The 26301-nt window shown below is 66.2% G+C and carries 25 protein-coding genes; 12 read left to right on the forward strand and 13 right to left on the reverse strand.

The window, feature by feature from the left end:
* Positions 1–621: M48 family metallopeptidase (locus ACK41V_RS18905; RefSeq protein WP_409784571.1), on the reverse strand; the 621-nt coding region annotated here is incomplete at its 3' end.
* A gap of 193 nt (positions 622–814) precedes the next feature.
* Between ACK41V_RS18905 and ACK41V_RS18910 the strand changes: the two genes are divergently transcribed.
* From ACK41V_RS18910 to ACK41V_RS18920, 3 genes are all read left to right on the forward strand, one after another.
* On the forward strand, positions 815–2209 hold the full coding sequence (locus ACK41V_RS18910) for an AmpG family muropeptide MFS transporter (protein WP_409784572.1): 1395 nt from the start codon (positions 815–817) through the stop codon (positions 2207–2209).
* Between the two features lie 162 nt (positions 2210–2371).
* On the forward strand, positions 2372–3094 hold the full coding sequence (locus ACK41V_RS18915) for a response regulator (RefSeq protein ID WP_409784574.1): 723 nt from the start codon (positions 2372–2374) through the stop codon (positions 3092–3094).
* Positions 3095–3235: 141 nt separating this feature from the next.
* Positions 3236–4510, forward strand: coding sequence for an ATP-binding protein (locus ACK41V_RS18920; RefSeq protein ID WP_409784576.1), 1275 nt, complete (start codon positions 3236–3238; stop codon positions 4508–4510).
* Between the two features lie 23 nt (positions 4511–4533).
* Here ACK41V_RS18920 and ACK41V_RS18925 read toward each other — a convergent pair whose 3' ends face one another.
* Complete coding sequence (locus ACK41V_RS18925; protein WP_409784577.1) at positions 4534–5808, reverse strand: YbfB/YjiJ family MFS transporter; 1275 nt, start codon at positions 5806–5808, stop codon at positions 4534–4536.
* Between the two features lie 72 nt (positions 5809–5880).
* On the opposite strand from ACK41V_RS18925, the gene ACK41V_RS18930 reads away from it, so the two are divergent.
* Positions 5881–6771: a LysR family transcriptional regulator gene (locus tag ACK41V_RS18930; protein WP_409784578.1), complete on the forward strand. Its 891-nt coding sequence runs from the start codon at positions 5881–5883 to the stop codon at positions 6769–6771.
* Positions 6772–6781: 10 nt separating this feature from the next.
* The gene (locus ACK41V_RS18935; RefSeq protein ID WP_409784580.1) at positions 6782–7885 is read left to right on the forward strand and encodes an NAD(P)H-dependent flavin oxidoreductase; all 1104 of its coding nucleotides are present in this window, start codon (positions 6782–6784) and stop codon (positions 7883–7885) included.
* Positions 7886–8286: 401 nt separating this feature from the next.
* Here ACK41V_RS18935 and ACK41V_RS18940 read toward each other — a convergent pair whose 3' ends face one another.
* The 6 genes from ACK41V_RS18940 to ACK41V_RS18965 all read right to left on the reverse strand — a co-directional run bounded on the left by ACK41V_RS18940 (position 8287) and on the right by ACK41V_RS18965 (position 13114).
* Positions 8287–9261, reverse strand: coding sequence for a glycosyltransferase (locus ACK41V_RS18940; RefSeq protein ID WP_409784582.1), 975 nt, complete (start codon positions 9259–9261; stop codon positions 8287–8289).
* A 177-nt stretch (positions 9262–9438) separates the two neighbouring features.
* The gene (locus ACK41V_RS18945; protein WP_409784584.1) at positions 9439–10692 is read right to left on the reverse strand and encodes an O-antigen ligase family protein; all 1254 of its coding nucleotides are present in this window, start codon (positions 10690–10692) and stop codon (positions 9439–9441) included.
* On the reverse strand, positions 10692–11507 hold the full coding sequence (locus tag ACK41V_RS18950) for a glycosyltransferase family 2 protein (protein ID WP_409784586.1): 816 nt from the start codon (positions 11505–11507) through the stop codon (positions 10692–10694). Before ACK41V_RS18950 ends, ACK41V_RS18945 begins: the two co-directional genes overlap by 1 nt.
* Before the next feature lie 3 nt (positions 11508–11510).
* On the reverse strand, positions 11511–11717 hold the full coding sequence (locus tag ACK41V_RS18955; RefSeq protein ID WP_409784588.1) for a zinc-finger domain-containing protein: 207 nt from the start codon (positions 11715–11717) through the stop codon (positions 11511–11513).
* 5 nt (positions 11718–11722) lie between these two features.
* Positions 11723–12661 carry a branched-chain amino acid transaminase gene (locus ACK41V_RS18960; protein WP_409784589.1) on the reverse strand — a complete coding sequence of 313 codons (939 nt, stop codon included), beginning with the start codon at positions 12659–12661 and terminating at the stop codon, positions 11723–11725.
* Between the two features lie 39 nt (positions 12662–12700).
* Positions 12701–13114: a glycerate kinase gene (locus ACK41V_RS18965; protein ID WP_409784591.1), complete on the reverse strand. Its 414-nt coding sequence runs from the start codon at positions 13112–13114 to the stop codon at positions 12701–12703.
* 251 nt (positions 13115–13365) lie between these two features.
* On the opposite strand from ACK41V_RS18965, the gene ACK41V_RS18970 reads away from it, so the two are divergent.
* Positions 13366–15120 (forward strand): methyl-accepting chemotaxis protein, encoded by a 1755-nt coding sequence (locus ACK41V_RS18970; protein ID WP_409784593.1) that lies wholly within the window; start codon positions 13366–13368, stop codon positions 15118–15120.
* A 28-nt stretch (positions 15121–15148) separates the two neighbouring features.
* Here the strand turns inward: ACK41V_RS18970 and radA are convergent, their stop codons facing one another.
* Positions 15149–16528 carry a DNA repair protein RadA gene (radA, locus tag ACK41V_RS18975; protein WP_409784594.1) on the reverse strand — a complete coding sequence of 460 codons (1380 nt, stop codon included), beginning with the start codon at positions 16526–16528 and terminating at the stop codon, positions 15149–15151.
* 115 nt (positions 16529–16643) lie between these two features.
* Here radA and hpaI point away from each other — a divergent pair, with 115 nt between their 5' ends.
* The 3 genes from hpaI (at position 16644) to ACK41V_RS18990 (ending at position 19217) form a co-directional block, all read left to right on the forward strand.
* Complete coding sequence (hpaI, locus tag ACK41V_RS18980; RefSeq protein WP_409784610.1) at positions 16644–17474, forward strand: 4-hydroxy-2-oxoheptanedioate aldolase; 831 nt, start codon at positions 16644–16646, stop codon at positions 17472–17474.
* A gap of 65 nt (positions 17475–17539) precedes the next feature.
* A complete protein-coding gene (locus ACK41V_RS18985; protein ID WP_409784596.1) occupies positions 17540–18517 on the forward strand; it encodes a 2-dehydropantoate 2-reductase in 978 nt (325 codons plus the stop codon).
* A gap of 76 nt (positions 18518–18593) precedes the next feature.
* Entirely contained in the window at positions 18594–19217 is a 624-nt protein-coding gene (locus ACK41V_RS18990) for a glutathione S-transferase family protein (protein ID WP_409784598.1), read from the forward strand.
* 72 nt (positions 19218–19289) lie between these two features.
* Here the strand turns inward: ACK41V_RS18990 and ACK41V_RS18995 are convergent, their stop codons facing one another.
* Both ACK41V_RS18995 and ACK41V_RS19000 read right to left on the reverse strand, forming a co-directional pair.
* On the reverse strand, positions 19290–20870 hold the full coding sequence (locus ACK41V_RS18995) for an ABC transporter substrate-binding protein (RefSeq protein ID WP_409784600.1): 1581 nt from the start codon (positions 20868–20870) through the stop codon (positions 19290–19292).
* A gap of 86 nt (positions 20871–20956) precedes the next feature.
* On the reverse strand, positions 20957–21565 hold the full coding sequence (locus ACK41V_RS19000; protein WP_409784601.1) for a LysE/ArgO family amino acid transporter: 609 nt from the start codon (positions 21563–21565) through the stop codon (positions 20957–20959).
* Positions 21566–21642: 77 nt separating this feature from the next.
* On the opposite strand from ACK41V_RS19000, the gene ACK41V_RS19005 reads away from it, so the two are divergent.
* Positions 21643–22530 (forward strand): LysR family transcriptional regulator ArgP, encoded by an 888-nt coding sequence (locus ACK41V_RS19005; RefSeq protein WP_409784603.1) that lies wholly within the window; start codon positions 21643–21645, stop codon positions 22528–22530.
* Here the strand turns inward: ACK41V_RS19005 and ACK41V_RS19010 are convergent.
* Complete coding sequence (locus ACK41V_RS19010; RefSeq protein ID WP_409784604.1) at positions 22514–23344, reverse strand: siderophore-interacting protein; 831 nt, start codon at positions 23342–23344, stop codon at positions 22514–22516. The two genes, ACK41V_RS19005 and ACK41V_RS19010, sit on opposite strands and share 17 nt — an antisense overlap.
* Positions 23345–23439: 95 nt before the next feature.
* On the opposite strand from ACK41V_RS19010, the gene ACK41V_RS19015 reads away from it, so the two are divergent.
* Positions 23440–23925: a MarR family winged helix-turn-helix transcriptional regulator gene (locus ACK41V_RS19015; protein ID WP_409784606.1), complete on the forward strand. Its 486-nt coding sequence runs from the start codon at positions 23440–23442 to the stop codon at positions 23923–23925.
* On the opposite strand, the gene ACK41V_RS19020 is transcribed toward ACK41V_RS19015, so the two are convergent.
* Positions 23904–25127 carry an acyltransferase family protein gene (locus ACK41V_RS19020; RefSeq protein WP_409784608.1) on the reverse strand — a complete coding sequence of 408 codons (1224 nt, stop codon included), beginning with the start codon at positions 25125–25127 and terminating at the stop codon, positions 23904–23906. The genes ACK41V_RS19015 and ACK41V_RS19020 overlap by 22 nt on opposite strands.
* A gap of 180 nt (positions 25128–25307) precedes the next feature.
* Here ACK41V_RS19020 and ACK41V_RS19025 point away from each other — a divergent pair, with 180 nt between their 5' ends.
* Complete coding sequence (locus ACK41V_RS19025; protein WP_409784609.1) at positions 25308–26228, forward strand: LytTR family DNA-binding domain-containing protein; 921 nt, start codon at positions 25308–25310, stop codon at positions 26226–26228.
* The last annotated feature ends 73 nt before the right edge of the window (positions 26229–26301 follow it).

Raw genomic sequence — 26301 nt, forward strand, 5'->3', positions numbered from 1 at the left:
GAACTGCAGCGTGAGCAGCTGCCCGCCCAGCCCGGCCGCCGCCTGGCCCAGGTCGCCCAGACCCAGCAGTTGCGAGCCCAGCCTCAGAGCCAGGTTGGTGCCCTGCGTTTTGGCGATGCGCTCGCGCGCGTGTTCGCGTAGCGCGTGGGCCATTTCGTGGCCCATGATCATGGCGGCCTCGTCGTCAGTCAGCTTGAGCTGGTCGAGGATGCCGGTATAGAACGCGATCTTGCCGCCGGGCATGCAGAAGGCGTTGATCTGCGAACTGCCGATGAGGTTGACCTCCCAGCGCCACTGCTTGGCGCGGTCGTTCCACGGCGTGGTGTGCGGGATCAGCCGCTTGGCAATGGCGTGCAGGCGCTGTAGCTGCGGGTGGTTGTCGGGCGCCAGCGCGCGTTTGGCCTTGGCCTGCTGCAGCATCTGCTGGTACTGCTGGGCGGCGGAGTTTTCGAGCGTCTCGGCCGGGACCAGTTTGCGCAGGCTGGACGCAGAGCCCACCTCGACCTGCGCCATGACCGGTGTGGCTGCAGCCGCGCCCGCCGCCAGCAGGAACGCACGGCGTGCCGACCACGGGGACGATGGCGCAACAGAATCAGAAGGGGCGGGGCAGAAGGTGCACATACAGAAAACCACCGTGATGAAGGAACGCCTGAAGGAATAATGGCAGCGCTGACGCAGAACACACACACAAACAGACAGCTGGAAAGACCGGCAGTTGCCAGCCCGTGTGCGTCCGCGGACATCGCCCAGATGGAGACACGCAGGTTTGCTGCAAGGGTGTGTCGGCGATGATAGACAAAACCCCCGCATGCCCATGTCAGACACCTCCACTTCATCCACGCCCAGCCTCACCCCCTCCAGCTCCCCGGACAAACCGCCGCGCACGCCCTGGCTGCAAACCCTGCGTGTGTACCTGGAGCCCGCCAGCCTGCGCATGCTGACGCTGGGTTTCTCGGCCGGGCTGCCGCTGCTGCTGGTGTTGGGCACGCTGAGTTTTCGGCTGCGCGAGGCGGGCATTGACCGCAGCACCATCGGGTATCTGAGCTGGGTGGGCCTGGCCTACGGCTTCAAGTGGGTGTGGGCGCCGCTGGTAGACCGCCTGCCGATTCCGCTGCTGACACACGCGCTAGGGCGGCGGCGCAGCTGGCTGCTGCTGTCGCAGGCGCTCATCGTGGGCGGGCTCATCGGCATGGCGCTGGCCGACCCGCGCCAGACGCTGGGGCCCATCGTGTGGTGTGCGCTGGCGGTGGCGTTTGGCTCGGCCACGCAGGACATTGCACTCGACGCGTTTCGCATCGAATCGGCCGACGCCAACCACCAGGCGGCGCTGGCGGCGTCGTACCAGACGGGCTACCGCCTGGCGATGATCTGGGCCGGGGCGGGGGTGTTGTGGATTGCAGCGCGATCCGAGGTGGCGCCCGCTGTGGGCCAGGCCATTGCGCAAGGCGCTGCGGCCTATCAGAACAGCGCCTGGCAGATGGCCTATATGGTGATGGCCGCATCGATGGCGGTGGGCGTGGTCACCGTGCTGTTTTCGCGCGAGCCCGCGCCAGTGCAACTGCCTCCGGCGCGCAACGCGGCGGAGTGGATTCAGAGCGCCATGGTGGAGCCGTTTGCCGACTTTCTGCGCCGCTACGGCGCGCAGGCGGTGCTGATCCTTGCGCTGATCGCCGTCTACCGCATCAGCGATGTGGTGATGGGCATCATGGCCAACCCGTTCTACGTGGACATGGGCTTCACCAAGGACGAGGTGGCCGCCGTGACCAAGGTGTACGGCGTGATCATGACGCTGGCCGGTGCGTTTATTGGCGGCGTGCTGTCCATGCGGTTTGGTGTGATGCGCATCCTGATGCTGGGTGCCATCCTGAGCGCGGGCAGCAACCTGCTGTTCGCGTGGCTGGCGGGCCATGGGCACGATGTGACGGCGCTGATCGCTGTGGTGTCGGCCGACAACCTGGCCAGCGGCATTGCGTCGGCCGCGTTCATCGCGTACCTGTCGAGCCTGACCAACGTGAGCTACTCGGCCACGCAGTACGCGTTGTTCAGCTCGATGATGTTGCTGCTGCCGAAGTTTGTGGCGGGCTTCTCGGGCGACTATGTGGATGCGTTTGGCTATGCGCATTTCTTCACTGTGACGGCGATGCTGGGTGTGCCCGTGCTGCTGCTGGTGTGGCTGGCTTCAAGGGTCAAAAACACCTCTGACGCTTGATACATAAGCGCTAGCAGCTATAAATTTAGAAGCATTACCATCCACCGGGCGTTGAATGCCGCCTGGCCGGTTTACCGCAACTTTACGGAGGCTTCAACACGGGGAGACGCCCGCGCGGGACCATGGGGCCTCCCTTCAGGCACCCCGCACTACACTGACCCCATGAGCTCGCAACTGTTGATGATCGAAGACGATGCCCGCCTGGCCGAGATGGTGGGCGAGTACCTGGGCCAGTCGGGCCTGCAAGTCACCCACCGTGCCGACGGCAAGAGTGGCCTGGCGCAACTGCAAGGGCCCGAGTCCGGGCCGTTGCCCGATCTGATCATCCTGGACCTGATGCTGCCGGACATGGACGGCCTTGAAGTGTGTCGCCGCATTCGGTCGCTGCAAGGCAACGCCGCCCAGGTGCCCGTGCTGATGCTCACCGCCAAGGGCGACCCGATGGACCGCATCATTGGCCTGGAGCTGGGCGCTGACGATTACCTGCCCAAACCTTTTGAACCGCGCGAACTGCTGGCCCGCATCCGCGCCATCCTGCGCCGACGCACGGATGGTGGCAGCGCCTCCGCAACCACCCAGGCCCTGCGTTTTGGCACGCTGGAGATCGACCGCGACGCACGCACCGTGACCGTCGCGGGCGAGCTGGCCGACCTGACCTCGTACCAGTTCGACCTGCTCGTCGCCCTGGCCGAGCGCGCAGGCCGCGTGTTGACCCGCGACCAGATCATGGAGGCCGTGCGTGGCCGCGAACTGGAGGCGTTTGACCGCTCCATCGACGTGCACATGGGCCGCATCCGCGCGGCGATTGAAGCCGATGCGAAGAACCCGCGCCGCATCCTCACGGTGCGTGGTGTGGGCTACGTTTTTGCCAAACAACAAGACTAGGCATGCCCCCTGAGTCGCTTCGCGCCTTCCCCCTCAGGGGGACGCCGCCAGCGCGGCGGGGCGGCCCTTGCGCGGCGGCCGCTGGCCTGGGCCGCGCCAGTGTTAAACGGGGCGCCTATCTCTAACGGCTATCGAACCACCATGTCCCTGTCGAACCCCTTTTCCCGACGTCTGTACCTGCGCATTTGGCTGGCCGTTGTGGGCGGCATGGCGGTGCTCACGCTCACGGTGGGCTGGGCCTGGCGCATCGCCGAGGAGCAAAAGGCGCAGAACGCCCAGCCGTTTGTGCCGCCGTCGCGCGAAATGGTGCTGCGCGACCCCGATGGCAACCTCGTGTTGCGCGGCCTGTCGACCCGCCAGCCCGGCGAACCCGGCGAAGGCATGGAGTTTCAGATCCAGTCGGACACCGGCAAGGTCTTCACCATGCAGATGGCACCGCGCCCGCCGCGCCCCGACAGCGAACGCGGCGAGCGTGGTGGACGAAACCAGAGCGACACAGCGTTCTGGACGCGCCCGCCCTTCGGTTTCCTGTGGCTGCTCGGGATCGTGAGCCTGGCTGTTGCGGTGGGCGTGTACCCCATCATCCGCCGCCTCACGCTGCGCCTGGAAGCCTTGCAACGCAGCGTGCAGAAGTTTGGCGAAGGCGACCTGTCGGTGCGTGTGCCCGAGCAGGGGCAGGACGAGGTGGCCGACCTTGCGCGCCAGTTCAACGCCGCCGCTGCGCGTGTGGAGACGCTGGTCAGTTCGCACAAGTCACTGCTGGCCAACGCATCGCACGAACTGCGCTCACCGCTCACCCGCATCCGCATGGGGCTGGAACTGATGGGGGGGCAGCAGCCCTCCCCGGCCTTCCGCGAAGAGATTCTGCGCAACATCGCCGAACTGGACCAGCTGGTCGACGAGATCCTGCTGGCCAGCCGCCTGGATGCGCGCGAGGCCGACGTGGGCACCGTGGAACTGGTGGACCTGATCGGCCTGGCCGCTGAAGAATGCGCGCGTGTGGATGCCGACCTGGATGTGAGTGCCAGCCCCGATTCGCTGGAGGTGCGCGGCGTGGCCAAGCTGCTGCGCCGGGCCATCCGCAATCTGCTGGAGAACGCACGGCGTTACAGCACGGGCGAGATCACAGTGGTGGTGCACCGCCGTCACGGGCGGGCCGAGGTGCATGTGTGTGACCACGGCCCGGGCGTCCCCATCACACACCGCGAGCGGATTTTTGAACCGTTTTACCGCCTGCCCGGCGCTAGCGAGCGTGCAGGCGGCGTGGGCCTGGGGCTGGCGTTGGTGCGGTCGATTGCCGGTCGCCACAACGGCACCGTGCATTGCCAGGACCGGGCCGATGGCGGGAGCGGTGCGTGTTTTGTATTGGCCTTGCCGCTGGCGCCTGCTTCGGCTACGGCACACCCAGCCCACTGACCGGTCGCTGCGTCCCTCTTACATCAGTGCACCGGCTGCGCCGGCAATGGCCAGCGCCAAGCCATCGCTGCATACAGGACGGCGCCCACCACCAGCGCAGCGGCCGCTACGGCCAGCCCGTAGACAAACCCCTCGCCCTGCGTGGCCGTGTGGTGCAGCATCCACGCCACCATGGGTGGACCCGCAATTTGGCCAATACCGTAGGCGGCGGTGAGCAGCCCCGGAAAGCTGTCGCCCGCCGAGGGCCACACGCGCCGCGCCTCTTGCAGCGCATAAAAAGTGATCGCCGTGAACGGCAACCCCAGCAACAGGCTGCCCAGTGCAAAGCCCGCAGGCCCCGGCCAGACCAGGCTGAGCGCGATGGCTGCAGCCTGCACGGCGTAGGCGGCCATGAGCAGCCAGCGCCGGTCCCACGCCGCCGGTGTGCGGGTCGACAACGCAGCACCCAGGGCCACGCCTGCGCCAAACAAGGGCCAGAACAGGTCCGGCCACGGCGACCCTGCAGGCAGCGCCGCGCGCGCGATCACCGGCAGGAAGGTGGCGGTGACGATGTAGCCCAAACCCGCCAGTCCATAAGCCAGCGTGAGCCCGGTGCGCGCCAGCGGCCCTTGGCCCGGCAGGGCACGCCCGTCCGCATGCGCTGCTGCCGCCGCTGCAACAGCGGGCAAGGCCACCCCCTGCAACACGGGCCAGATGGCGGCACACAACCCCACGCTGAGCAGGCCAAACACCGCCCAACCGGCGGCTGCAGGCCATTGCAAAGCCACCATGGCGCTGGCCGACAGGCCGGTCAGCACAATGCCCAGCCCCGGCCCGCAAAAGATCAAGCCGCCCAGCGCGGGCTGGCCCAGCGCCACCAGCCGCACCATGCACCACACCGAGACGTTGAGAAACACCAGCGCACTCGCCACGCCCGCTGCAAAACGCAGCGCGGGCCACACGGTGGGTAGGGGCAACGCCATGCTCAGGGTGAGCAGCACGGTGGCCACCAGCCCCCAACGGGCCAGGCGTGCCGCGTGCCAGACCTGCCGCGCCCGGGGTGCCACCCAGGGCAAGGCCATGCAGCCCAGCGCGCCGATGAGGTAACCCAGGTAGTTGGCCGTGGCCAACCAGCTTCCACCCGCCAGCGTGACCACGCCGTCGTGCAACATCATCGGCAGCAAGGGGGTGAAGGCAAAACGCCCGATGCCCATGGCCGCGGCCAAAGCCGCCATGCCCGCCAGCGCCACGGCAAACGGCTGGTCTGAAAGTGCGGTAGCGGAGGAATGGGGGGTACTAGGGGAAGTCAGCGGTTCCATGGCGGCAATTTCCGGTCTATCATTCTTTGTTGAGATTTATTTTTAATAAATCATCTCATAAAGAGAACAAAAATGGACCTTGCCGCCCTCGAAATCTTCCGCACCGTTGCCGCTGAAGGCAGCGTGACCCGCGCCGCCGAGCGGCTGGGCCGCGTGCAGTCCAACGTGACCACACGGGTGCAGCAGCTGGAAGAGCAACTGGGCGCGACGCTGTTTCTGCGCGAGGGCAAACGCATGGTGCTCACGCCCGCGGGGGCGTCGCTGCGCGGCTATGCCGACCGCCTGCTGGCGCTGGCAGAAGAAGCGCGCCAGTGTGTGCACCCCGGCCAGCCGGGCGGTCGCCTGCGCCTGGGCGCCATGGAAAGCACTGCGGCCGCCCGCCTGCCGCAGCCATTGGCACAACTGCACGCGCAATGGCCAGGGCTGGTGCTGGAGTTGTCCACCGCCCCCTCGCGCCAACTGGTGGAGCAGGTGCTGTCTCACACCATTGACTGCGCGCTGGTGGCGTGGCCACCGCCGGGCGTGGATGCGGATGCCCCGGTGGAGCACACCCCGGTGTTTACTGAAACCCTGCTGCTGGCCCTGCCCGCCGACCACCCGGCGGTAGCGTCACCCGCAGACCTGCAACTGGACACCCTGGCCGCGTTCAGCACCGGCTGCACCTACCGCCGCATGGGCGAGGCTTACATGCAGCAGCGCAGTGGCACGCCGCCGCAGGTGCTGGAGCTGGCCTCGTACCACGCGATCCTGGCGTGCGTCGCTGCAGGGCGCTGTGCAGGTGTGGTGCCATGCGCCGTGATTGACCTGATGCGAGAGCCTCCCGCGCTTCGCCTGGTGCCGCTGATGGATTGCGACACCGTGCTGGTGCACCGGCGCGGCTACCAGTCGCCCGCACTGGCGGCGTTGCATGCGGCGCTGCGGGCCAGCACTGCCTCTTCGCTGCCTGAGCCAATTTCACGATAAGGAGTCGTCCATGCGCTCATCTCTCACCGCCCGCCTGGGCCTTGCGCTGCCCATCATCCAGGGTCCCATGACCGGGTCTGATACGCCCACGCTGGCGGCTGCCGTGTCAGAGGCCGGGGGCCTGGGCATGCTGGGCTGCGGCATGCGCTCACCCGCCGCCATGGCTGCGGTCGCTGCTGAGGTGCGCGAGCGCACCAACAAGCCCTTTGGCATGAACCTGTTTGTGCAGGCCACGCCCCGGCCCGACGAGGCCACGGTGACCAGTGCCATGCAACGCCTAGCACCGTTCTATGCCGAGTTTGGCCTGGTGCCCGAGCGGCCTGCGCAGTGGTGCGAAGACTTTGCAGCCCAGTTCGAGGCCCTGGTCGCTGCGCGCCCGGCGGTGGCCAGCTTCACGTTTGGCATCCTCACGGCGGCTCAGGTGGCGCGGCTGCAAGCGGTGGGCAGTGTGGTGATTGGCACAGCGACCACGGTGGCCGAGGCGCAGGCCTGGGCCACCGTGGGTGCCGATGCAGTCTGCGCGTCGGGCATGGAAGCCGGGGGGCACCGGGGCACGTTCCTGACGCCCACGCAGCCCGCAGCGGCGACTGGAACGCCACCCTCGCTGGCCGACTTTGAAGCCAGCATGGTGGGCACGCTGACACTGGTGACGCAGTGTGTGGACGCGCTGTCCATACCCGTCATTGCTGCGGGCGGCATCATGGACGGGCGCGGCATTGCCGGGGCGCTGGCCATGGGCGCCCAAGGCGTGCAGATGGGAACCGCCTTTCTGACCTGCCCCGAATCGGGCATCGGTGCGGCCTACCGCGAGGCGCTCACTCAGACCCAAGCGACGGACACGCGCCCCACGCGCATCTTCTCGGGTCGGCCTGCGCGCGGCATTGTCAACACCATGATGGAAAAGCTGCGCGCGGACGAAGCCACCGTGCCGCCCTACCCCGTGCAGAACGCCTTGACCGGCGCGCTGCGCCGCGCCGCAGCCCAGGCGGGGCGGGCCGATCATTTGTCGTTGTGGGCCGGTCAAGGCGTGGCCAAGGTGCGGCCCATGCCAGCCACTGCGCTGGTGGCGTTGCTGGCGCAGGAATGGCGCGTTGCAAGTGCACCGCAGCTATGACCATCGACTGCAGCGAACAAACTACCAATTTGATAGCTGCTAGCGCTTATGGATAAAGCGCTAGAGGCCAATTTCACTTGATTTTTCACCTACTTCAGAGAGAGGCCGCTCGCCCTGAGCCCGTCGAAGGGCTTTATCCGAAAAAGTGCGCTGGCTTCGACAGGCTCAGCCCGAACGGACAGGGCAAATCTGAGGGAGGAATTCACTTCAGAAATACCGCCTGCTGATCGCGCGCAGCCCCAAGCCAGTGCACCCGTGGATCCGGCTTCGCCGGTCCACCCGGTGCGTCCCCCTGAGGGGCTGAGGCCTGCGGCTCCAAACCTGCCTGCGCAGGCTTGGACAGGCCGAAGAGGCCGCGCCTGCGGCGCGCGCCACCGAGGCGCAAAGCGCCACAGGGGGCATCAATTCTTCCAGGGCAGTTCGCGCGCGGGGCCCTGAATGACGGGCGGTTGGGCGTTGATTTTTTCGCCTGCCAGCACACGCTCGTACATGCGCAGGTAGTTGCGCGCCATGCGCTCGGCGCCAAAGTGATCGACCACATGCTGGTGACATGCGCGTGCGTCAAAGCGGTTGTTGCGCACCGCCTCGGCCAGCACACCCGCCTCGGCCGACAGCACGCCGCAGTGCACCGGCACCAGCTCGGGCAGCGCGCCATAAGGTGTGGAAAACACGGGGCAGCCGAAATACAGGCTTTCAATCACCGCCAACCCGAACGGCTCGTGCCAGCGCACGGGGAAGATCAGCCCGCGCGACGCGTTGAGCAGCTCGGTCTTCTGCGTGCCGCCCACCATGCCGTGAAAGTGGATCTTGCGCGACAGCGTCCAGCGAAAGCCGCGCTTGAAGTTGATGCGGTCGCCGCCCAGCACGTCCAGCTCCACGCCAGCCATCTTGGCCACCTTGATCGCGCCGCGCACGTTCTTCACACCCCAGGCCGCCTTGCCGAGAAAGTGGTAATGGGGCCGGGGACGGGCAAAGTCCACCGGGCCATAGCTGCTCCAGTCCAGGCCGTTGTAGACGAACTCGGTCGACCCATACCGCGCCGCATGGTCGCGCGAGAGAAACACCGTGTTCAGCGGCAGCGGCTTGGGCTTGCGCGCATTGCCATGCTCGGTGACCAGATAAGGCCGGGTCAGCTCGGTGCGGGGGTTGAACTGGAAATGCGCAATGTCCACATCCGCCGGAATCTGCCCCTCCCACGGCGCGTCGGGGCGGATGTTCAGCACCTGCCCAAAGTCGCAGCTGGAGCCCTCGGGCACCAGGTAGCTGACGCGGTGGCCCAGCTGCACCAGCGTCTTGCCCAGGTCCCAGATCACACGCTCGGTGCCGCCGTAGCCGTAGACGGGGATGGGGGAGTTGTTGACCAACAGGATGTGCATCAAAAAGGCCTCTCGTCTCGGTTTTCCATGGCGCTGTGCGACGCCCGCCGCCCATGAAACTGGCGCGGTCCAAACCAGTGCCACCGTGGAACTGGCTTTGCCAGGCCACCGGTGGCGTCCCCCTCCCGCGCAGCGAGAGAGGGGGAAGGCGCGAAGCGACTCAGGGGGGGCTTCATCTCAGACAGGGCGGGGGCAGCCCATGCGCGTGCGCCGCTCGTGCAGGGCCGCCAGCACCAGGGGACACATGAAGAGGTAGAACATGTTGCCGCTGTTGTGGGCCAGAAACACTTGCGTGAGGCCAAAGCCGATATACGACAGCGGCACCATCACGCCGACCAGGCACAGTGACAGCGATTCCTTGTCCATCTTGCCGGAGCCGTCGCGAATGCGCCGCGCCGTCGGCCAGAACATGGCCAGCGGAATGCCATAAAACGCCATCAGCAGCAGCACCCCCGACAGGCCTCGCTTGGCAAACATGTCCAGTATTTCGTTGTGCGCATGGCCGAATTCGAGCACCACGGGGTGCGCCAGCCCGGCCGCAACGCGCCGCGCCTTCTCCTCGGTGTAGCCAGCCCGGCCCCAACCGGTCAAAGGCCGGTCCCAGCCCATCTCCCAGGCCAGGCGCCAGTGCGCCAGCCGCTGGCCGACCGAGCTGCGGCCGTCGCCGTGGTCCTTGTAGACCTGCACTTCCTGCCGCGCCTCGTCCACCCGCTGCTCCACCGCAGGCACCTGCGACAACGCAGCCGCCGCCAGTGCCAGCGCGCACAGCCCCCAGTACACACGGCGTTGCCCGGTGGTGCGCACCAGCAGCCACGCGCACACCGGCAGCAGCAGCACCAGGGCCAGCCAACCGCCCCGCGACTGGGACAGCACAGAACCCGTGGCGCCCAGCGCGATGGCGCTGGCCAGCAGCGCGCGCTGCCACAGGCACCAGCGCTTGTACTGCACCACCAGCAGCAGGCCGCTCATCACGGCCAGCAGCATGCTCAGGTTGCCGTACTGGATCGCATTGGTGAACCCGTTGGCCCGGGGCAGCGCCATCCCATAGGTCTGGTACAGCGCCACCAGCCCGCTGCCGACTCCGCCCACAGCGATCCCCATCCACAACCAAGCGGCGCGGGGCTCAAAGGTCATCAGAAAGAAAATGCAGGGCAGCGCCAGCAGGTATTTGACCGGGCGGTCCATGCTGCCCCAGCCCCAGGTGGTGCCTACGTCCAGCATCCACAGCGCAGCCATGCAAGAGAACGCGGCCGTCAGCCACCACGCTGCGCGCGGCGCCGGGCGGTGCAACCACAGCGGTGCGCTGGCCAGTGTGGCCAGCAACAGCAGGACCGCACCATAGGAATAGCCCGAGGGCAGCCACAGCGCGAGCCCGGGCACCATGAACGCGCCGACGCTCGCGGCGCGGCCAAACCAGCGCTGGGCATCCATCAACGAATCACCTTGCCGGTCAGGCTGTCACGGTCGTAATGCAGGGCCGCGTACCGAAAGAAGCCCTCCAGCGCCACAAACAGGCAGTACAAAAACCCCGCGCCGCCACATAGAAAACCCAGACGGAAAACATATAACCGCAGGAACATCGATCCGCCCGAGGCCAAGCCGCGCACAACCCCCCCGCGCTTGCCCGCTTCTGCCCGCTTGGCTGCACCCAGCATCACGTACTGGGTCAACTTTTCGAGGCTGCCGCGCACCGTGGTGCGGGAGTAATGCAGCAGCCGCGCCCGGATGAGGTGGCGCGGCACGACCGCGCCGCCTGGCAGCGGGTGCAGCTCGGCCTGCTCGTGCACCACGCCGGTGTATTCCTTGACCATCGCGCGCACAAACAAGCGCTCAATCTGCGACTGCGAGCGGAAATACTTGAGTTCATGACCGTACGCCACCATGCGCCAGCGGATGGTCCACACCGCTTGTTCGCCCGAGCGCACGATGGCCTGCAGCTCTTGCGCAAACGCGGGTGTCATGACCTCGTCGGCATCGAGAAAGAACACGTAATCGCCACGCGAATGCGCCAGCAGCCGGTTGCGCTGCACGGCGAAGCCCTGCCAGTCAGGATAACTGTGCACCTCGGCGCCCAGACCTTTGGCCATGGCCACGGTGTCGTCCGTGCTGCCACTGTCCACCACCAGCACCTGGTCGGCAAACGCGGCGCTCTTCAGGCAGGCTTCAATGCGGTGCGCCTCGTTGTGGGTCAGCACCGCAACGGTCAACGTGGGCGGCGCCGATGCGCCACCGGTTGCGACTGGCATCAATCAGTGGCCAGCGTGTACATGCTCGCCTGCCTTCAGGCGATAGACGGTTCCACAGTACGGGCACTTGGCCTCGCCGGTGCGGGCCACGTCCAGATACACCTTGGGGTGGCTGTTCCAGATCTTCATGTCGGCCTTGGGGCTGGGGCAAAAGACCCCGCCCTGGGCGTTCAGGTCTTCGGCCAGGAGTTCGATGGGAGCTTGCGACATGTGCTTCAGACCTTGGTGAGCCAGTGGGCGTAGTTGGAGTTGCGGCCGTTGACGATGTCGAAGAAGGCGCTCTGGATTTTTTCGGTGATCGGGCCGCGCGATCCGCTGCCAAGCTCGATGCGGTCGAGTTCGCGGATGGGCGTCACTTCGGCTGCGGTGCCGGTGAAGAAGGCTTCGTCAGAGATATAGACCTCGTCGCGCGTGATGCGCTTTTGCACGATTTCGAGGCCCAGGTCCTTGGCGATGTGGAACACGGTGTTGCGGGTGATGCCGTTCAAGGCACCGGCCGACAGGTCGGGCGTGTAGATGACGCCGTTTTTGATCACAAAAATGTTCTCGCCCGCGCCTTCGGACACAAAACCCGAGCTGTCGAGCAGCAACGCTTCGTCATACCCGTCGTCCAGGGCTTCCATGTTGGCAAGGATGGAGTTGGTGTAGTTACTCACCGCCTTGGCCTGCGTCATGGTGATGTTGACGTGGTGGCGCGTGTAGCTGCTGGTCTTGACGCGGATGCCGCGCCGCATGCCTTCCTCGCCCAGGTAGGCACCCCAGGCCCAGGCCGCCACCATGAGGTGTATCTGGTTGCCCTTGGGCGAAACGCCCAGCTTTTGCGAGCCGATCCAGGTCAATGGACGCAGATAGCCCGACTCCAGGTTGTTTTCGCGCACTACGGCCCGCTGCGCCTCGTTCACTTCTTCCTTGCTGAAGGGAATCTTCATGCGCAGGATCTTGGCGCTGTTGAACAGGCGGTCGGTGTGTTCTTCGAGGCGGAAAATGGCCGTTCCATCGGCGGTCTTGTAGGCCCGCACGCCTTCGAAGGCGCCGCAGCCGTAATGCAGGGTGTGGCTCAGCACGTGGATCTTGGCGTCGCGCCAATCCACCATCTGGCCGTCCATCCAGATTTTGCCGTCACGGTCGGCCATCGAGGGAACTACGGGGCTCATGGGTGTCCTTTGTTTGCTGTGGGTCGCAGAGGGGCGATTTTAAGGCGCCACCGGGGTACTGCCCTCTTCAGGGCGGATCAGCGTCCATTTCACCAACTTGCCATGGTGGAACTCGCAGGTCACATGCGACTGCGTGCCGTCTGTCCAGCGGTAGACCTCGGGGTCGGCGTCCTGCGCCGACCGCAACTCGCCCAGCGACTGCGTCATGGCGACCACGTGCATCAGGTTCACGCCTTCCTGCAGCTTGGCATTGAGCATGACGGCGCTCCCTACATAGCCCATCGGCCGGTTGGCGGCCTTGCGCATCACGTTCATCAGCCGCGTGAAATGCAGCAGGGCCCACATCACCAGGCCACCGCTGACCGCGGCGACGCCCAGCCACCCGTAGGCGTAATAACCAAACCCGAGAAGACCCAAGCCGCCCAGCGGCACCCCAATGTTGCGCAAATTCATGGGCGGTATTGTCTTATGACTGCATGCGGGGGCCAGAAAGCACCCATCGGCCGGCGGGTTCATGGCAAAAACATGACACCGCCACCCCCCATCGACAGATCGGCACACAACCCTCTTTAAAATTTGTTTCGTTGTGTAAGCGCTACATTAACGAAATAACCCATCAGTCGCACTGCGCTTGGGCTTCCGAAGTGTTTACGCACAACCCAGAAGCGCGAAAAATGCGATCTCTTCCTTTCTGGAGATCGTGAATGAAGCTGGATAACGTGCGCCTGTCACCCAAGTTGTGGGGTTCTATCGTGGGGCTGTTGGGCGCCATGCTGTTGGTGTCGGTGTGGGCGCAGTACCGCGTCGCGCAGGTGATGGACCACTCCATGGAGACCCTGGCGTCGTTCGAAAACCGCATCACCCTCGCCGTTCAGTGGAAGGGCGCCACCGAAACCACGGGTGAGCGGGTGCTGGCCAGCAATTCGACGCCCGACCCGGACCTGACCACGCTGTTTGACGGCCGCGTGAAAGCAGGCGTGGGCGGGATCTCTGCCATCCAGGCCAAAGTGGTCGAACTGGCCTCTAGCCCTGCCGACAAGTCAGCGCTGGAGCGTGTGGCCGCCGAACGCACCAACGTCCTGGCGCTCAACAAACAGGCCCGCGAAATCAAGCAAGGCGGCGACGGTGCGGCCTTCAAGTCGTTCATCGAAGCCCAGTACCTGCCCTCCATCGGCCGCTATGTCGACAGCCTGGAGACCTTTGTTCAGCTGCAACAAAGCCAGCGCGACGCCGCCCGCTTGGAGGCCCAAGCGGCGCGCAGCCAGGCGAGCCTGCTGGCCTGGCTGGCCCAGGGCGTGGTGTTTGCGCTGGGTTTGATGCTGTCGTTCGTGCTCGTGCGGTCCATCACCCGCCCACTGCACCGTGCGGTGGAGCTGTCAGACGCCATTGCCAATGGCAACCTCACCGTGTCCGCACACGATGACCGCCAGGACGAGTTTGGCCACCTGCTGCGCTCGGTGTCGCAGATGGCGGCACGCCTGAGGGGGCTGGTGTCTGAAGTGCGCAGCGGCGTGGAATCGATGTCCAACGCATCGGTCGAGATCGCCACGGGCAACCACGACCTGTCGGCCCGCACCGAGCAAACCGCCGCCAACCTCGAAGAAACCGCCGCCAGCATGGAAGAGCTGACCGCCACGGTCACCCAGTCTGCCGACACTGCACGCCAGGCGAACCAGCTGGCCAGCACCGCCGCCCAGGCCGCCACCCGCGGCGGCGAGGTGGTGGCGCAGGTGGTCGAAAGCATGCAGCACATCACCCACAGCTCGCGCAAGATCGCCGACATCATTGGCGTGATCGACTCCATTGCGTTCCAGACCAACATCCTGGCGTTGAATGCGGCGGTCGAGGCCGCCCGGGCCGGTGAACAGGGTCGCGGGTTTGCCGTGGTGGCCAGCGAGGTGCGGGGCCTGGCCCAGCGCAGCGCCGAGGCGGCCAAGGAGATCAAGGGACTGATCAATGCATCGGTCGAAACCGTGGAAACCGGCTCGGGACAGGTCACGCAGGCCGGGCAGACCATGGAGGAGATCGTCAGCAGCGTGCGGCGCGTGTCCGACCTCATCGGCGAGATCACCGCGTCGTCCAACGAACAGCGCGATGGCATTGGCCAGGTCAATCAGGCAGTGAGCAATCTGGACCAGATGACACAACAGAACGCCGCGCTGGTCGAAGAATCGGCCGCGGCCGCCTCGTCGTTGCGCGACCAGGCACAGCGCCTGGCCGAGGTGGTGTCGGTGTTCAATGTCGGGCACCAACCCGCTGCCACCCCACCAGCGCCACGGCCGCCTGCAGCTCGCGCTGCCGCAGTACCCCTTGCGCGCCCTGCGCCCAAAACTGCACGTGCAGCGACCCCGAAGGCTCCACCACCGCGCGCACTGAAGGCCCCTGCGCCCAAACCGACAACGCAAGCGGCCAAGGCATCCCCCGGCAAAGGATCGGACGAAGACTGGGAATCGTTCTAACGCGTGGGCTTGGGGGGCCCAGCGGCCCTCAGCCCATTTCGCGGACCACGTTCATGGCCTCTTCCACCCGCTCCACCGCGTGGATGGTGAGGCCTTCGATGGGTTTCTTGGGCGCATTGGCCTTGGGCACCACGGCCACACTGAAGCCCAGCTTGGCGGCTTCTTTCAACCGCTCCTGCCCGCGCGGCGCGGGCCGCACTTCACCGGCCAGCCCCACTTCGCCAAAAGCGATGAAGCCCCGCGGCAGTGCCTTGCCCCGCAGGCTGGAGGTGATGGACAACATCACCGCCAAATCAGCCGCGGGTTCGCTGATGCGCACACCGCCCACGGCGTTCACAAACACATCCTGGTCCATGCACGCCACCCCCGCGTGGCGATGCAGCACAGCCAACAGCATGGCCAGCCGGTCTTTGTCCAAGCCCACGGACAGGCGCCGGGGGCTGGGGCCGCCACTGTCCACCAGCGCCTGAATCTCCACCAGCAGCGGGCGCGTGCCCTCCAGGGTGACCATCACGCAGCTGCCTGGCACGGGCTCGGAGTGCTGGCTCAAAAAGATGGCGCTGGGGTTGCTCACGCCCTTGAGGCCCTTTTCCGTCATGGCAAACACGCCAATTTCATTGACGGCGCCAAAGCGGTTCTTGATGGCGCGCACCAGGCGGAACTGGCTGTGCGTGTCGCCCTCGAAGTACAGCACCGTGTCCACCATGTGCTCCAGCACGCGCGGCCCTGCCAGAGCGCCTTCTTTGGTGACGTGGCCGACCAGCACGATGGCGGTGCCCGACGCCTTGGCGCAGCGTGTGAGGTGCGCCGCGCATTCACGCACCTGGGCCACCGAGCCGGGCGCGGACGTGAGCTGGTCGGAGTACACCGTCTGGATGGAGTCGATCACGGCGACCGCAGGCTGCATGGACTCGATGGTCGCCAGAATTTTCTCCAGCTGGATCTCGGCCAGCACATTGACCTGGCTGTGGTCCAGCCCCAGGCGGCGCGAGCGCAGGGCCACTTGGGCGCCGCTCTCCTCACCCGTCACATACAAGGTGGGCAGCCCGGCGCGCTGCAGCGCATCCAGCGCCTGCAGCAGCAGCGTGGATTTGCCAATGCCCGGGTCGCCGCCGATGAGCACCACGCCGCCCTCCACAATGCCGCCGCCCAGCACCCGGTCCAGCTCGTCGATGCCGCTGGGGGTGCGGTCGACATCACTGGCCTCGATGGCCGACAGGGGCATCACGGCCTGGGCCTGGTTCAAACCGGCAAATTGCGAGCCGCTGTAGCGATTCTTGCCCGGCCCGGCCTCGGCCACCTGCTCGATCAGCGTGTTCCAGGCGCCGCAGGCCGGGCATTTGCCCAGCCAGCGCGGGCTGGTACCGCCGCATTCGGTGCAGGTGAACGTGGTTTTTTCTTTGGCCATGGTGGGTGGGGGTGGGCAGACTCAAAAGCGGGGCAGCCGACTATAGCGGCCATGCCCACAGGCGCAGCAACAGCCCGTACGATGGCGGGCTTGGCACTGCCGCATGGAGTTCAGATTGCAGACACCCGTCAACCCTTTCAAACAGGCCATGGCCGACGGCCAGGCACAAATCGGCCTGTGGCTGGGCCTGGCCGATGCTTACAGCGCAGAAATCATTGCAGGCACCGGCTACGACTGGCTGCTGGTCGATGGCGAGCATGCGCCCAACGATGTGCGCTCCATCCTGCACCAGCTGCAGGCCATTGCGAGCGCCACCAGCGCCCTGCCCCCAGACGCTCGGGCGCCCCACGCCATCGCGCGGGTGCCGGTGGGCCACACGGCCCTCATCAAACAGTACCTGGACATTGGCGCACAAACCCTGCTGGTACCCATGGTGGACACCGCAGAGCAAGCGCAGCAGTTGGTGCGCGCCACGCGCTATGCACCGGAGGGCGTGCGCGGCATGGGCAGTGCGCTGGCCCGCTCGTCGCGCTGGCAGGCGTATCCGCAGTACGTGCACGAGGCCAACCAGCAGGTGTGTCTGTTGGTGCAGGCTGAAACGGTGGAGGCCATGGCCAACCTCGATGCCATTGCGGCCACCCCGGGTGTCGACGGTGTGTTCATTGGCCCGGCCGATCTGTCCGCGTCCATGGGCCACCGTGGCAACCCAGGGCACCCCGATGTGCAGGCCGCCATCCACGATGGCATCACCCGCATCCTGCGTGCTGGCAAGGCGCCGGGCATCCTGGCCACCACCGATTCGCAGGCCCGCCAGTGGCTGGCGGCGGGTGCCCTGTTTGTGGCGGTGGGGGTGGATACCATGCTGCTGGCCAGCGCTGCGCAGGATCTGCTGGCGCGCTTTCGCACCGATGCCGCAGGCACACCCACACGCCCGGCGGGCTACTGAAGTCCGCAATTGTCACACGCACAGAATCAGCACAACACTCACCGGAAGACAAAGGCTCTACCACCATGAAAGCATGTATTTACGGCGCAGGCGCCATCGGCGGCTGGATTGCCATGGCCCTGGCGCAGACGGGCCACCCGGTCAGCATGGTGGCGCGGGGCGACACGCTGCGCGCCCTGCAGGCCGATGGACTGCGCATGCGGCGCGCCGATGGCACGCTGGCGCAGGTCGCAGTCACCGCGCACGATGACCCCGCGGCCCTGGGCGTGCAAGACCTGGTGGTGGTGGCCGTCAAGGCCCCTGGCCTGCCTGACGTGGCACGCGCCATGGCACCGTTGATCGGCCCGGACACCATCGTGCTCACGGCCATGAACGGTGTGCCATGGTGGTTCCTCGACGGGTTTGGCGGCGCTGCGCAGGGCCAGGCCTTGCAGTCGGTGGATGCGGGGGGTGTCATTGCCAACGCCATCCCCGCGCGCAGTGTGGTGGGCAGCGTGGTGCACACCAGCTGCTCGCTCGAATCACCCGGTTTTGTGCGCCAGCACTTTGGCAACCGGCTCATCATGGGCGAGCCCGATGGCAGCTGCAGCGAGCGCCTGCAGGCGCTGGCCGACACGCTGCAGCGCGGCGGCATCGACGTGGAGGTCTCCACGCACATTCAGAAAGACATCTGGTTCAAGCTGTGGGGCAACATGACGGTGAACCCCATCAGCGCATTGACCGGCGCCACCACCGACCGCATCCTCGACGACGATCTGGTGCGCGGTTTTGTCAGCGCCGTGATGCTCGAAGCCAAAGCCATTGGCGAAAAGCTGGGCGTGCAGATTGACCAGCAGCCCGAAGACCGCCACGCCGTGACGCGCAAGCTGGGGGCGTTCAAGACCTCGATGCTGCAAGACGTGGAAGCGAACAAGCCCCTGGAGATCGACGCACTGGTGGGCGCCGTGCGCGAGCTGGGCCAGATCACCCACACACCCACGCCCCACACCGATGCGCTGCTGGGCCTGGTGCGGCTGATGGCACGCACGCGCAAGCTTTACTGAAAAACTTCAAGCCAAATTGGCCTCTAGCGCTTATCCAATAAGCGCTGATAGCTACTCAATTTATAGCAAATAACCTATGACCACCCTCACCCTTTACTACACCCCCGGTACCTGCGCGCAGGCTGTTCGCATCGCCTTGGAAGAGGCCGGCGCCCCGCACCAACTGGTGCGGGTGGACTTTGCCGCTGCCCAGCAACGCACGCCCGAGTACCTGGCCGTCAACCCCAAGGGCCGCGTGCCCGCGCTGGTCACGCCGCACGGCACCTTGACCGAAACCCCCGCGCTGCTGGCTTATGTGGCGCAGAGCTTTCCCGAGGCGCGCCTGGCGCCCACCGATGCCCACGGTTTTGCACGTTTGCAGGAGTTCCACAGCTACCTCGCCTCCACCGTGCACATCGCCCACGCCCACCGCCCCCGCGCCAGCCGCTGGGCCGACGAGCCCGACGCCATTGCGGCCATCCAGCGCAAGGTGCCGCAGAACATGACCGAGTGCTTCAACCTCATCGAAAGCCACTATCTGCCTGGTGCGGACCAGGGCCCCTGGGTCATGGGCGAGCAGTACACCGTGGCAGACGGGTACCTGTTCACCATTGGCACCTGGCTGAAAAGCGACGGCGTGGACATCGCCTCGTTCCCCAAGGTGTTTGCGCACACGCAGCGCATGCTGGAACGCCCGGCGGTGCAGCGCGCGCTGACCTGACACCTCCGCAATCGGCACAAAAAAGCCCCGGTACTCTTGCAGCGCCGGGGCTTTTTCAATGGGCATCCGAGATCAGTTGACTTTCAGATAACGCCAGTCGATGCGGTTGTCCGCACGGTGGATGATCTCCACCTTCCTGGTGGCGGCCCACGGGATCACCTGGTTGTACAGCGGGATGTGCGAGACCAGCTCGTGCTCCTTGATCAGGGCCTGCTCGATCAGGCCGTTGCGCGTGGTGGTATCGGTTTCCTTCTTCACCCGCTCGATCAAAGCATCGAGTTGTGGGTCGGAGAAACGGCCCAGGTTGAAGTTACCGTCGCCACCCGCGCCCGTCGTGCGCACCAGCGACTGCAGGCTGTAGAACGCGTCGAACGTGGGCACACCCCAGCCCAGCAGGTATATGCTGGCCTCGTTGCGCTGGATCATCGGGAAATACGTGGCAAACGGCAGCGAGCGCAGCTTGGCCTTCACGCCCACCTTGGCCCACTGCGACGTGATGGCCTGGCACAACTGCTCGTCGTTGATGTAGCGGCCCGCGCTGCACGCAAAGTCCACTTCAAACCCGTTGGGGTAGCCCGCGTCAGCCAGCAGCTTTTGCGCGGCTTTGGCGTCGTAGGGGTAGCGCACGTCGGCCTTCTTGGTCCAGCCGTTGACCTGGTTGGCGATCAGCGTGCCCGTGGGCTGGGCCAAGCCGCGCAGCACCACGCGCTGAATGGACTGGATGTCGATCGCCTGGTACAGCGCCTTGCGCACGCGTTGGTCCTTGAGCGGGTTCTTGCCCTTCACGTCCGAGCCGGGCAGCTCGTCGCGGAACTGGTCCAGGCCCAGGAAGATGGTGCGGTACTCCGGCCCTTCCAGCACCTGCAGGTTGGGCGTCTGCTTGACGCGCGCCAGGTCCTGCAGACTGGGGTCGATCACAAAATCAATCTCGCCCGACAGCAGCGCCGCCGTGCGCGTGGCGTCGGCCTTGATGGGGGTGTAGACAATCTCGGTCAGGTTGGTGGGGTATTTGCCCTTGCCCCACCAGTTCGGGTTGGGTTCCAGCACCACGCGCTGATCGGGCGCCCACTGCTTGAGCTGGTAGGGCCCGGTGCCCAGCGCGTTGCGGTGGGCATAGGTTTCGTCCTTGGTTTTGATGTCCTTGGGCTCGACCGACTTGTTCTTTTCGGCCCAGGCCTTGCTCATGATGCGCAGCTCGGTGAGCTGGTTCACCAGCACCGGGTTGGGCAGATCGGAAATGATGTCGATGGTGTAGGCGTCGACCTTTTCGACGCGGTCAATGCCCTGGGTGTAAGCGCCGAAGTTGGAGCTTTTGGCTTTGGCCCGCTCCAGCGAAAACTTGGCGTCGTCGGCCGTGAAATCACTGCCGTCACTGAACTTCACGCCTTTGCGCAGAGTCAGGCGCAGCTGGGTGGGCTTGACGAGCCTCCACTCGGTGGCGAGCGACGGCTCGGGTTTGAAGGTCTTGCTGTTGTATTCGACCAGTGTGTCGTACACCGCGCCGTGCATGGTGTTGTTGACACCCACGTTCTGGGCATGGATGTCCCACGACGAGATGTCCACCGAGCGGGACCAGCGGAAGGTGGCGGACTGTGCGGCCAGGGGAAGAGCTGAGGCAACGACCGCTGCCAGCAGGAGGTGTTTGAAGCGCATGGAGGATGGTGCGGCCCAGAAGGCCAGAGATTCGAAAACCTCGACTATGGCCCAAGCCGCCTTACCAGGGAACGAACTTATGGTTCTTAGCTTAGAGCCATCACAACCGCCAACACCAACATGGTGGTGGCCGTCACCCCGTCCAGCACCCGCCAGGCACCCGGCGTGGCAAACAGCGGCGCCAGCCAACGCGCGCCCAGGCCCAGCCCCAGAAACCACAGCGCGCTGGCCAGCGAACCGCCCGCAGCGAACGTTGCGCGCCCCATCGTGGGGTAAGGCGTGGCCATGGTGCCCAGCAGCACCACGGTGTCCAGGTACACATGCGGGTTCAGCCAGGTGAGGGCCATCACGGTGGCCAGCGTTGTGCGTACGCTGGTGCCAGGGCCGCTGGTGGTGACCAGGAGCTGGCCGGGGCGCAACGCGCGCACTGCCGTCTGCGCGGCGTACACCAGCAGAAACAGCGCCCCCGCCCAGCGCATGACCTGCGCCCATTCGGGCCGTGCGAGCAGCACCCCGCCCATGCCCCACACGCCCACCTGCAGCAGCACAGCGTCGGACAGCGCACACACCAGCACCACGGGCAGCACATGCTCGCGCCGCAGGCCCTGGCGCAGCACAAAGGCGTTTTGCGCGCCAATGGCCATGATCAGAATGGCGGTCGAGGTGAATCCGTGGACGAAGGCAGGGGTACTCATGGGCGTGGATTGTCGGCATCAGCCCCTAGTCACGCCAGCTATACTTTTTAACGATCCGTCAAATTGGCTAACCATCCATGTCCCTCGACTCTGCCCAGCTCAGCGCCTTTGCCACCGTGATCGACGAAGGCAGCTTTGAGCGCGCAGCCGCTGTGCTGCACGTCACCCGCTCGGCGGTGTCGCAGCGCGTGAAGCTGCTGGAAGAGCGTGTGGGCCAGGTGCTGGTGCGCCGAGCCACCCCGTGCACGCCCACCGATGCAGGCCAGGCGCTGTACCGGCACGCGCGCGAAGTGGCGCTGAGCGAGGCCGACGCGCTGACCACCATCGGCGGTGGGCAACAAACGTCCACGCGGCTGGCCATTGGCGTCAATGCAGATTCGCTGGCCACCTGGTTTCCCCATGCCATGGCCCAGGCCGCTGAAGGCCAGAACATCACCTTCGACATCCATGTCGAAGACCAGGACCATTCCGCCAACCTGCTGCGCGAGGGCCGCGTGATGGCCGCCGTCACCGCCGACCCGCAGCCCGTGCAGGGCTGCAAGGTGCTGCCGCTGGGCACGCTGCGCTACCGGGCGCTGGCCAGCCCTGCGTTCATGCAGCGCCACTTTGCCCAGGGGGTGACCGCTGCCGCGCTGGCCACGGCACCCATGTTGGTGTTCAACCGCAAGGATGCGTTGCAGGCGCGGTTTGCAGCGCGCATCACGCGCCGCACGCTGGCCCCGCCCGTGCACTGGGTGCCCGAGGCGCATGCGTTTGTCATGGCCACGCGGGCCGGCCTGGGCTGGGGCATGACCCCGGATCCGATGGTGCAAGACGACCTGAGGGCGGGCACGCTGGTCGAGCTGATTGAAGGAAAGCCCGTGGACGTGCCGCTGTACTGGCAATACTGGCGGCTGAATGTGCAGGCGCTGCAGCACATGACCGAGGCCGTGCAGCAGGCGGCGGCGCTTACCCTGCTGCGCTGACCAGGTCCTCATGGTGGTCGGCGGCGCCGCGCTTCCAATACGCCGCAATGCGCATGCGTTTGGCGTCCACTCCCGGTTTGGCCAACACGGCCTTGCGCACGGCGGCCATGTCGGCATGCTCCCCCGCGGCCCAGATGTAGCCCGCGCCCACCGGCAACGTCAGCCGTTCCACGGCGGCAGGCAAGTCACTCACCCATTCCACGTCGAGGGTGGCCGCGCTGGTCAAAAGGCGCTGGTCGGCGGGGTTGCGCACCTGAATGCGCACGGTGGCTGTAGTGCCAGCACGCAGTTCGCTCAGTCGGCGGGCAATGGCGGGCAGTGCGGTTTCGTCACCGATGAGCCAGTGCCAATCAAAACCGGTCGGAATCACCAGGCTGCCACGCGGCCCGGCAATGCCGACCCACTGCCCGACAAAAGCCGTTGCCGCCCAGTCAGATGCTGGGCCCGCATCGTGCAGCGCCACTTCAATGTCCAGCTCACCGGCGTCGGCATCAAAGCGCGCGGGGGTGTAGTCGCGCAGCACGGGGCGTGGGTTGGGAAACACCGGGCGCCCGTCCACCATGCTGGGCAGCGAGGGGCGTTCCTGCCCGGGTTGCGGCAGGATGAGCTTGAGGTGGTCGTCAAACCCCGCACTGGCAAAACCCGCCAGGTCCGCGCCTGCCAGGGTCAGCCGCACAAACCCCGGGCTCACCGGGGTGCGGCGCACCACCTGAAGGTGGCGGGCGCTGAGCGAATGCCGGACGCGTTCGACAACAAGGTCAGTGGCCGAGGCAGGCGGCTGAGCGGGAGATGGCGTTACAACGGATGTGTTCATGATCTAAAATGTTGATTTAATCAACCAAATCATCCGCCAACAAGTTGACTTTGTCAACCGGTTATCTCCACTCGCTTTCAGACTGCCGCCCCGCCATGCCCCCCCGCACCCCCACCGACGTTTTCGAGGCCATGCACGACCTGATGCATGCCTACCGGGCGCACATGGTGCGGGCCATGGCGTCGGTACACCCCGAGCTGACGCTGAACGAGGTGCGTGCGCTTTCTTTCATTGGCCGCCACCCGGGCGCCACCCAGAAGGAGCTGGTGAACCACAGCGGCGCCGACAAGGCGCAGGTGGCGCGCATGGTGGGCATGCTGGAAGACAAAGGCTGGCTGGAGCGCGTGCCCAACGCCGAAGACAAACGCAGCCGCTGCCTGGCCCTCAGCGAACGGGGCCAGGTGGTCTTCAAGGCCATGCGGGCGTCACGCCAGGCGCTGTCGGCGTCGCTGCTCAAAAACTGCGATGGCGAAACCCAGGCCCAGTTGCTGACGCTGCTGGCGCGGGTGCGCAGCAATGTGGATGCGCTGGACCCGCTGGATGGCAGCGGCGAGTGTGGTCACCGCACCCACCACCGCTGACCGGTCTTCACGCCGTTTTCCCACCGCGCTTGCGTTGGCGCTGGCGCAGGCACCCCCAGCAGGGGTCGCAACCACGCCACACTCTGCGCGATGGCCGTCAAACCCCAGCACAGAGCCAACGTGCCAGTGACCAACACCACCGGCTCGACCACCGGGCCCCACTGCGCTGGCGCCAGGCAGACCACCAGGACGATGATGACCGTCTGGTGCAACACATACCAGGGGTAGACCGAGGCATTGGCCCAGCGCAGCCAAGGCCAGGGGCGGTTGAGCCGGTGGTGGGCCCAGCCCAGAATGGCGAGCAGCGCCACCCACAGGTACAGATCCGCCAGCACCCGCAAAGGCAGGCGCGCAGCCCGGCTACTGTGCTGCGACGCCAGGCCCAGCAACCCCAGGTACAACACCAGCAGCAGCACCGCCAAAGCCAGCGTGCGCCAGCGCAGGCGCACCAGTTCGGCCCACAGACCCGTGTCCAGACCGATCCAGTACCCGTACACAAACACCGTGAAGAACACGGCGTGCAGCCACGCGTCATTGATCAGGTCGCGTGAGGGCGGGAAATGCGGCCACAGCAGCAGCGAGTACACCGCCAGCGGCAGCACGGGCACCAGCACCAGCGCAACACCCCGCAGGCCGACAAAGGTCTGGCGCAAGCGCTGCCCGAGGGCGGATTCGGCCAGCGGCAGCAGCGCGGCCAGCACCAGGGTGTAGACCCACAGGTAGGCCAGGTACCACAGGTGGTTCCAGGTGACGCCCGCCTCCCACCCGTCAAAGGCGCCCGCAGGCCAAGTGCTGTGGCTGTAGTAACGCAGCAAAAACGCGCCAAACCCCGGCGCGATGAGGCCGTTGGCCACCCCTTGCGCATACGGCTGGTAGGGCACGACCACCACCATGCCAAACGCCAGGGGTATCAGCAGGCGCAGGCTGCGCTGCTTCATGAGGCCAGGCACGGTCTGCCCCCGTCGCACCAGGCCAAAGGCCAGGCCGGAGATCAAAAACACCAGGTCCATGCGCCACAGGTTGACGGCCCGCATCGGCATCTGCAGCCATTCGGCCGCGTGCGGGCTTTTGAGGTGCCAGTGCCAGTCGGCCACGTAGTACATCCCCACGTGATAGACGATGACAAGGGCAAAGGCAAAGGCCCGCAGTGCATCGATGTCGTAGCGGCGGGCTGGCGTGCAAACACTGGGGGATGAAGGCATGGCAAGTCAGGCGGGTGGGTAGGAGGAGGCCTGATGCTGTCGCCGCGCCCTGCCCGCAGAGCCCCCAGGGGACGGGCCGAGGCCCTGTTGGGACCAACGGTGGGAGACGGGGACGAAAAACGCCCTCCCCGTGGAAGCACCTCGCTCGGCTGCGCCCCGCCCTGCCTACACTTGCCACCCATGACCGCCCCTGCGCCCGCCTGGATCGACCGCTATCCCCACGACCGCGCCCTGCGCCGCCGCGCAGAAGTCGGCTTCTGGGCGGTGGTGCTGACGGTGCAGGTCGCCTTCAATTCCATAGTGACCTGGATCGACCTGCGCGGCGCCCACCGCGTGGTGGCAGCCTGGGAGCCGCTGTGGTGGGAGGTGTCGAGCACCCTGGTGGTGGCGGCGCTGATCCCGACGGTGGTGGCGTTCGAGCGGCGGTTTGTGCTGCGCCGCGGCACCCTGCAGCGCCACCTGCCCTGGCACGTGCTGGCCAGCGCGGTGTATTGCACCGTGCACCTGGCGGGCATGTGGGCCCTGCGCCACGCGGGCTACGCGGCGATGGGGCAGAGCTACCAGCCCGGCGGCTGGTGGGAGCAGTGGGGGTATGAGTACCTGAAAGATGTGCGCAGCTACACCCTGACCGTGGCCGCACTGGTGGGCTACCGGTATTTGCTGCTGCGCCTGCAGGGCGAAGCCCGCGTGCTGGATGCGCCCGAGCCCCCCGCACACACCGCAACACCCGCTGCGCTGCAGCCCGCCACCGCCGCCACGCCCACCCCATCACCGCCACTGCAACGGCCCGAGCGCTTTCTGGTGCGCAAGCTGCGCAGCGAGTTTCTGATTGCCGCCAGCGACATCGCCTGGCTACAGGCCGAAGCGAACTACGTGGGCCTGCATGTCAACGGGCACGACTACCTGCTGCGGTCCACCCTCACCGATTTTTTGACCCAGCTCGACCCCGCGCAGTTTGTGCGGGTGCACCGCAGCCATGCCGTCAACCTCAACGCGATTGCCGAGATCGAGCCACTGGACAGCGGCGATGCGCGCCTTCGCATGAAGGACGGCAGCACCGTGCCTTGCAGCCGGCGCTACCGCAGCGCCTTAGTCCAGTGAAACCGAGAAATCGGCGGTACGTGAGTGCCTGGCTGGCCCGCAGGCTAGGCGGCGGGCGCAGCCGGGTTGGTCA

The organism is Acidovorax sp. (assembly GCF_046291265.1).
In the GTDB taxonomy this organism is placed as follows: domain Bacteria; phylum Pseudomonadota; class Gammaproteobacteria; order Burkholderiales; family Burkholderiaceae_C; genus Acidovorax.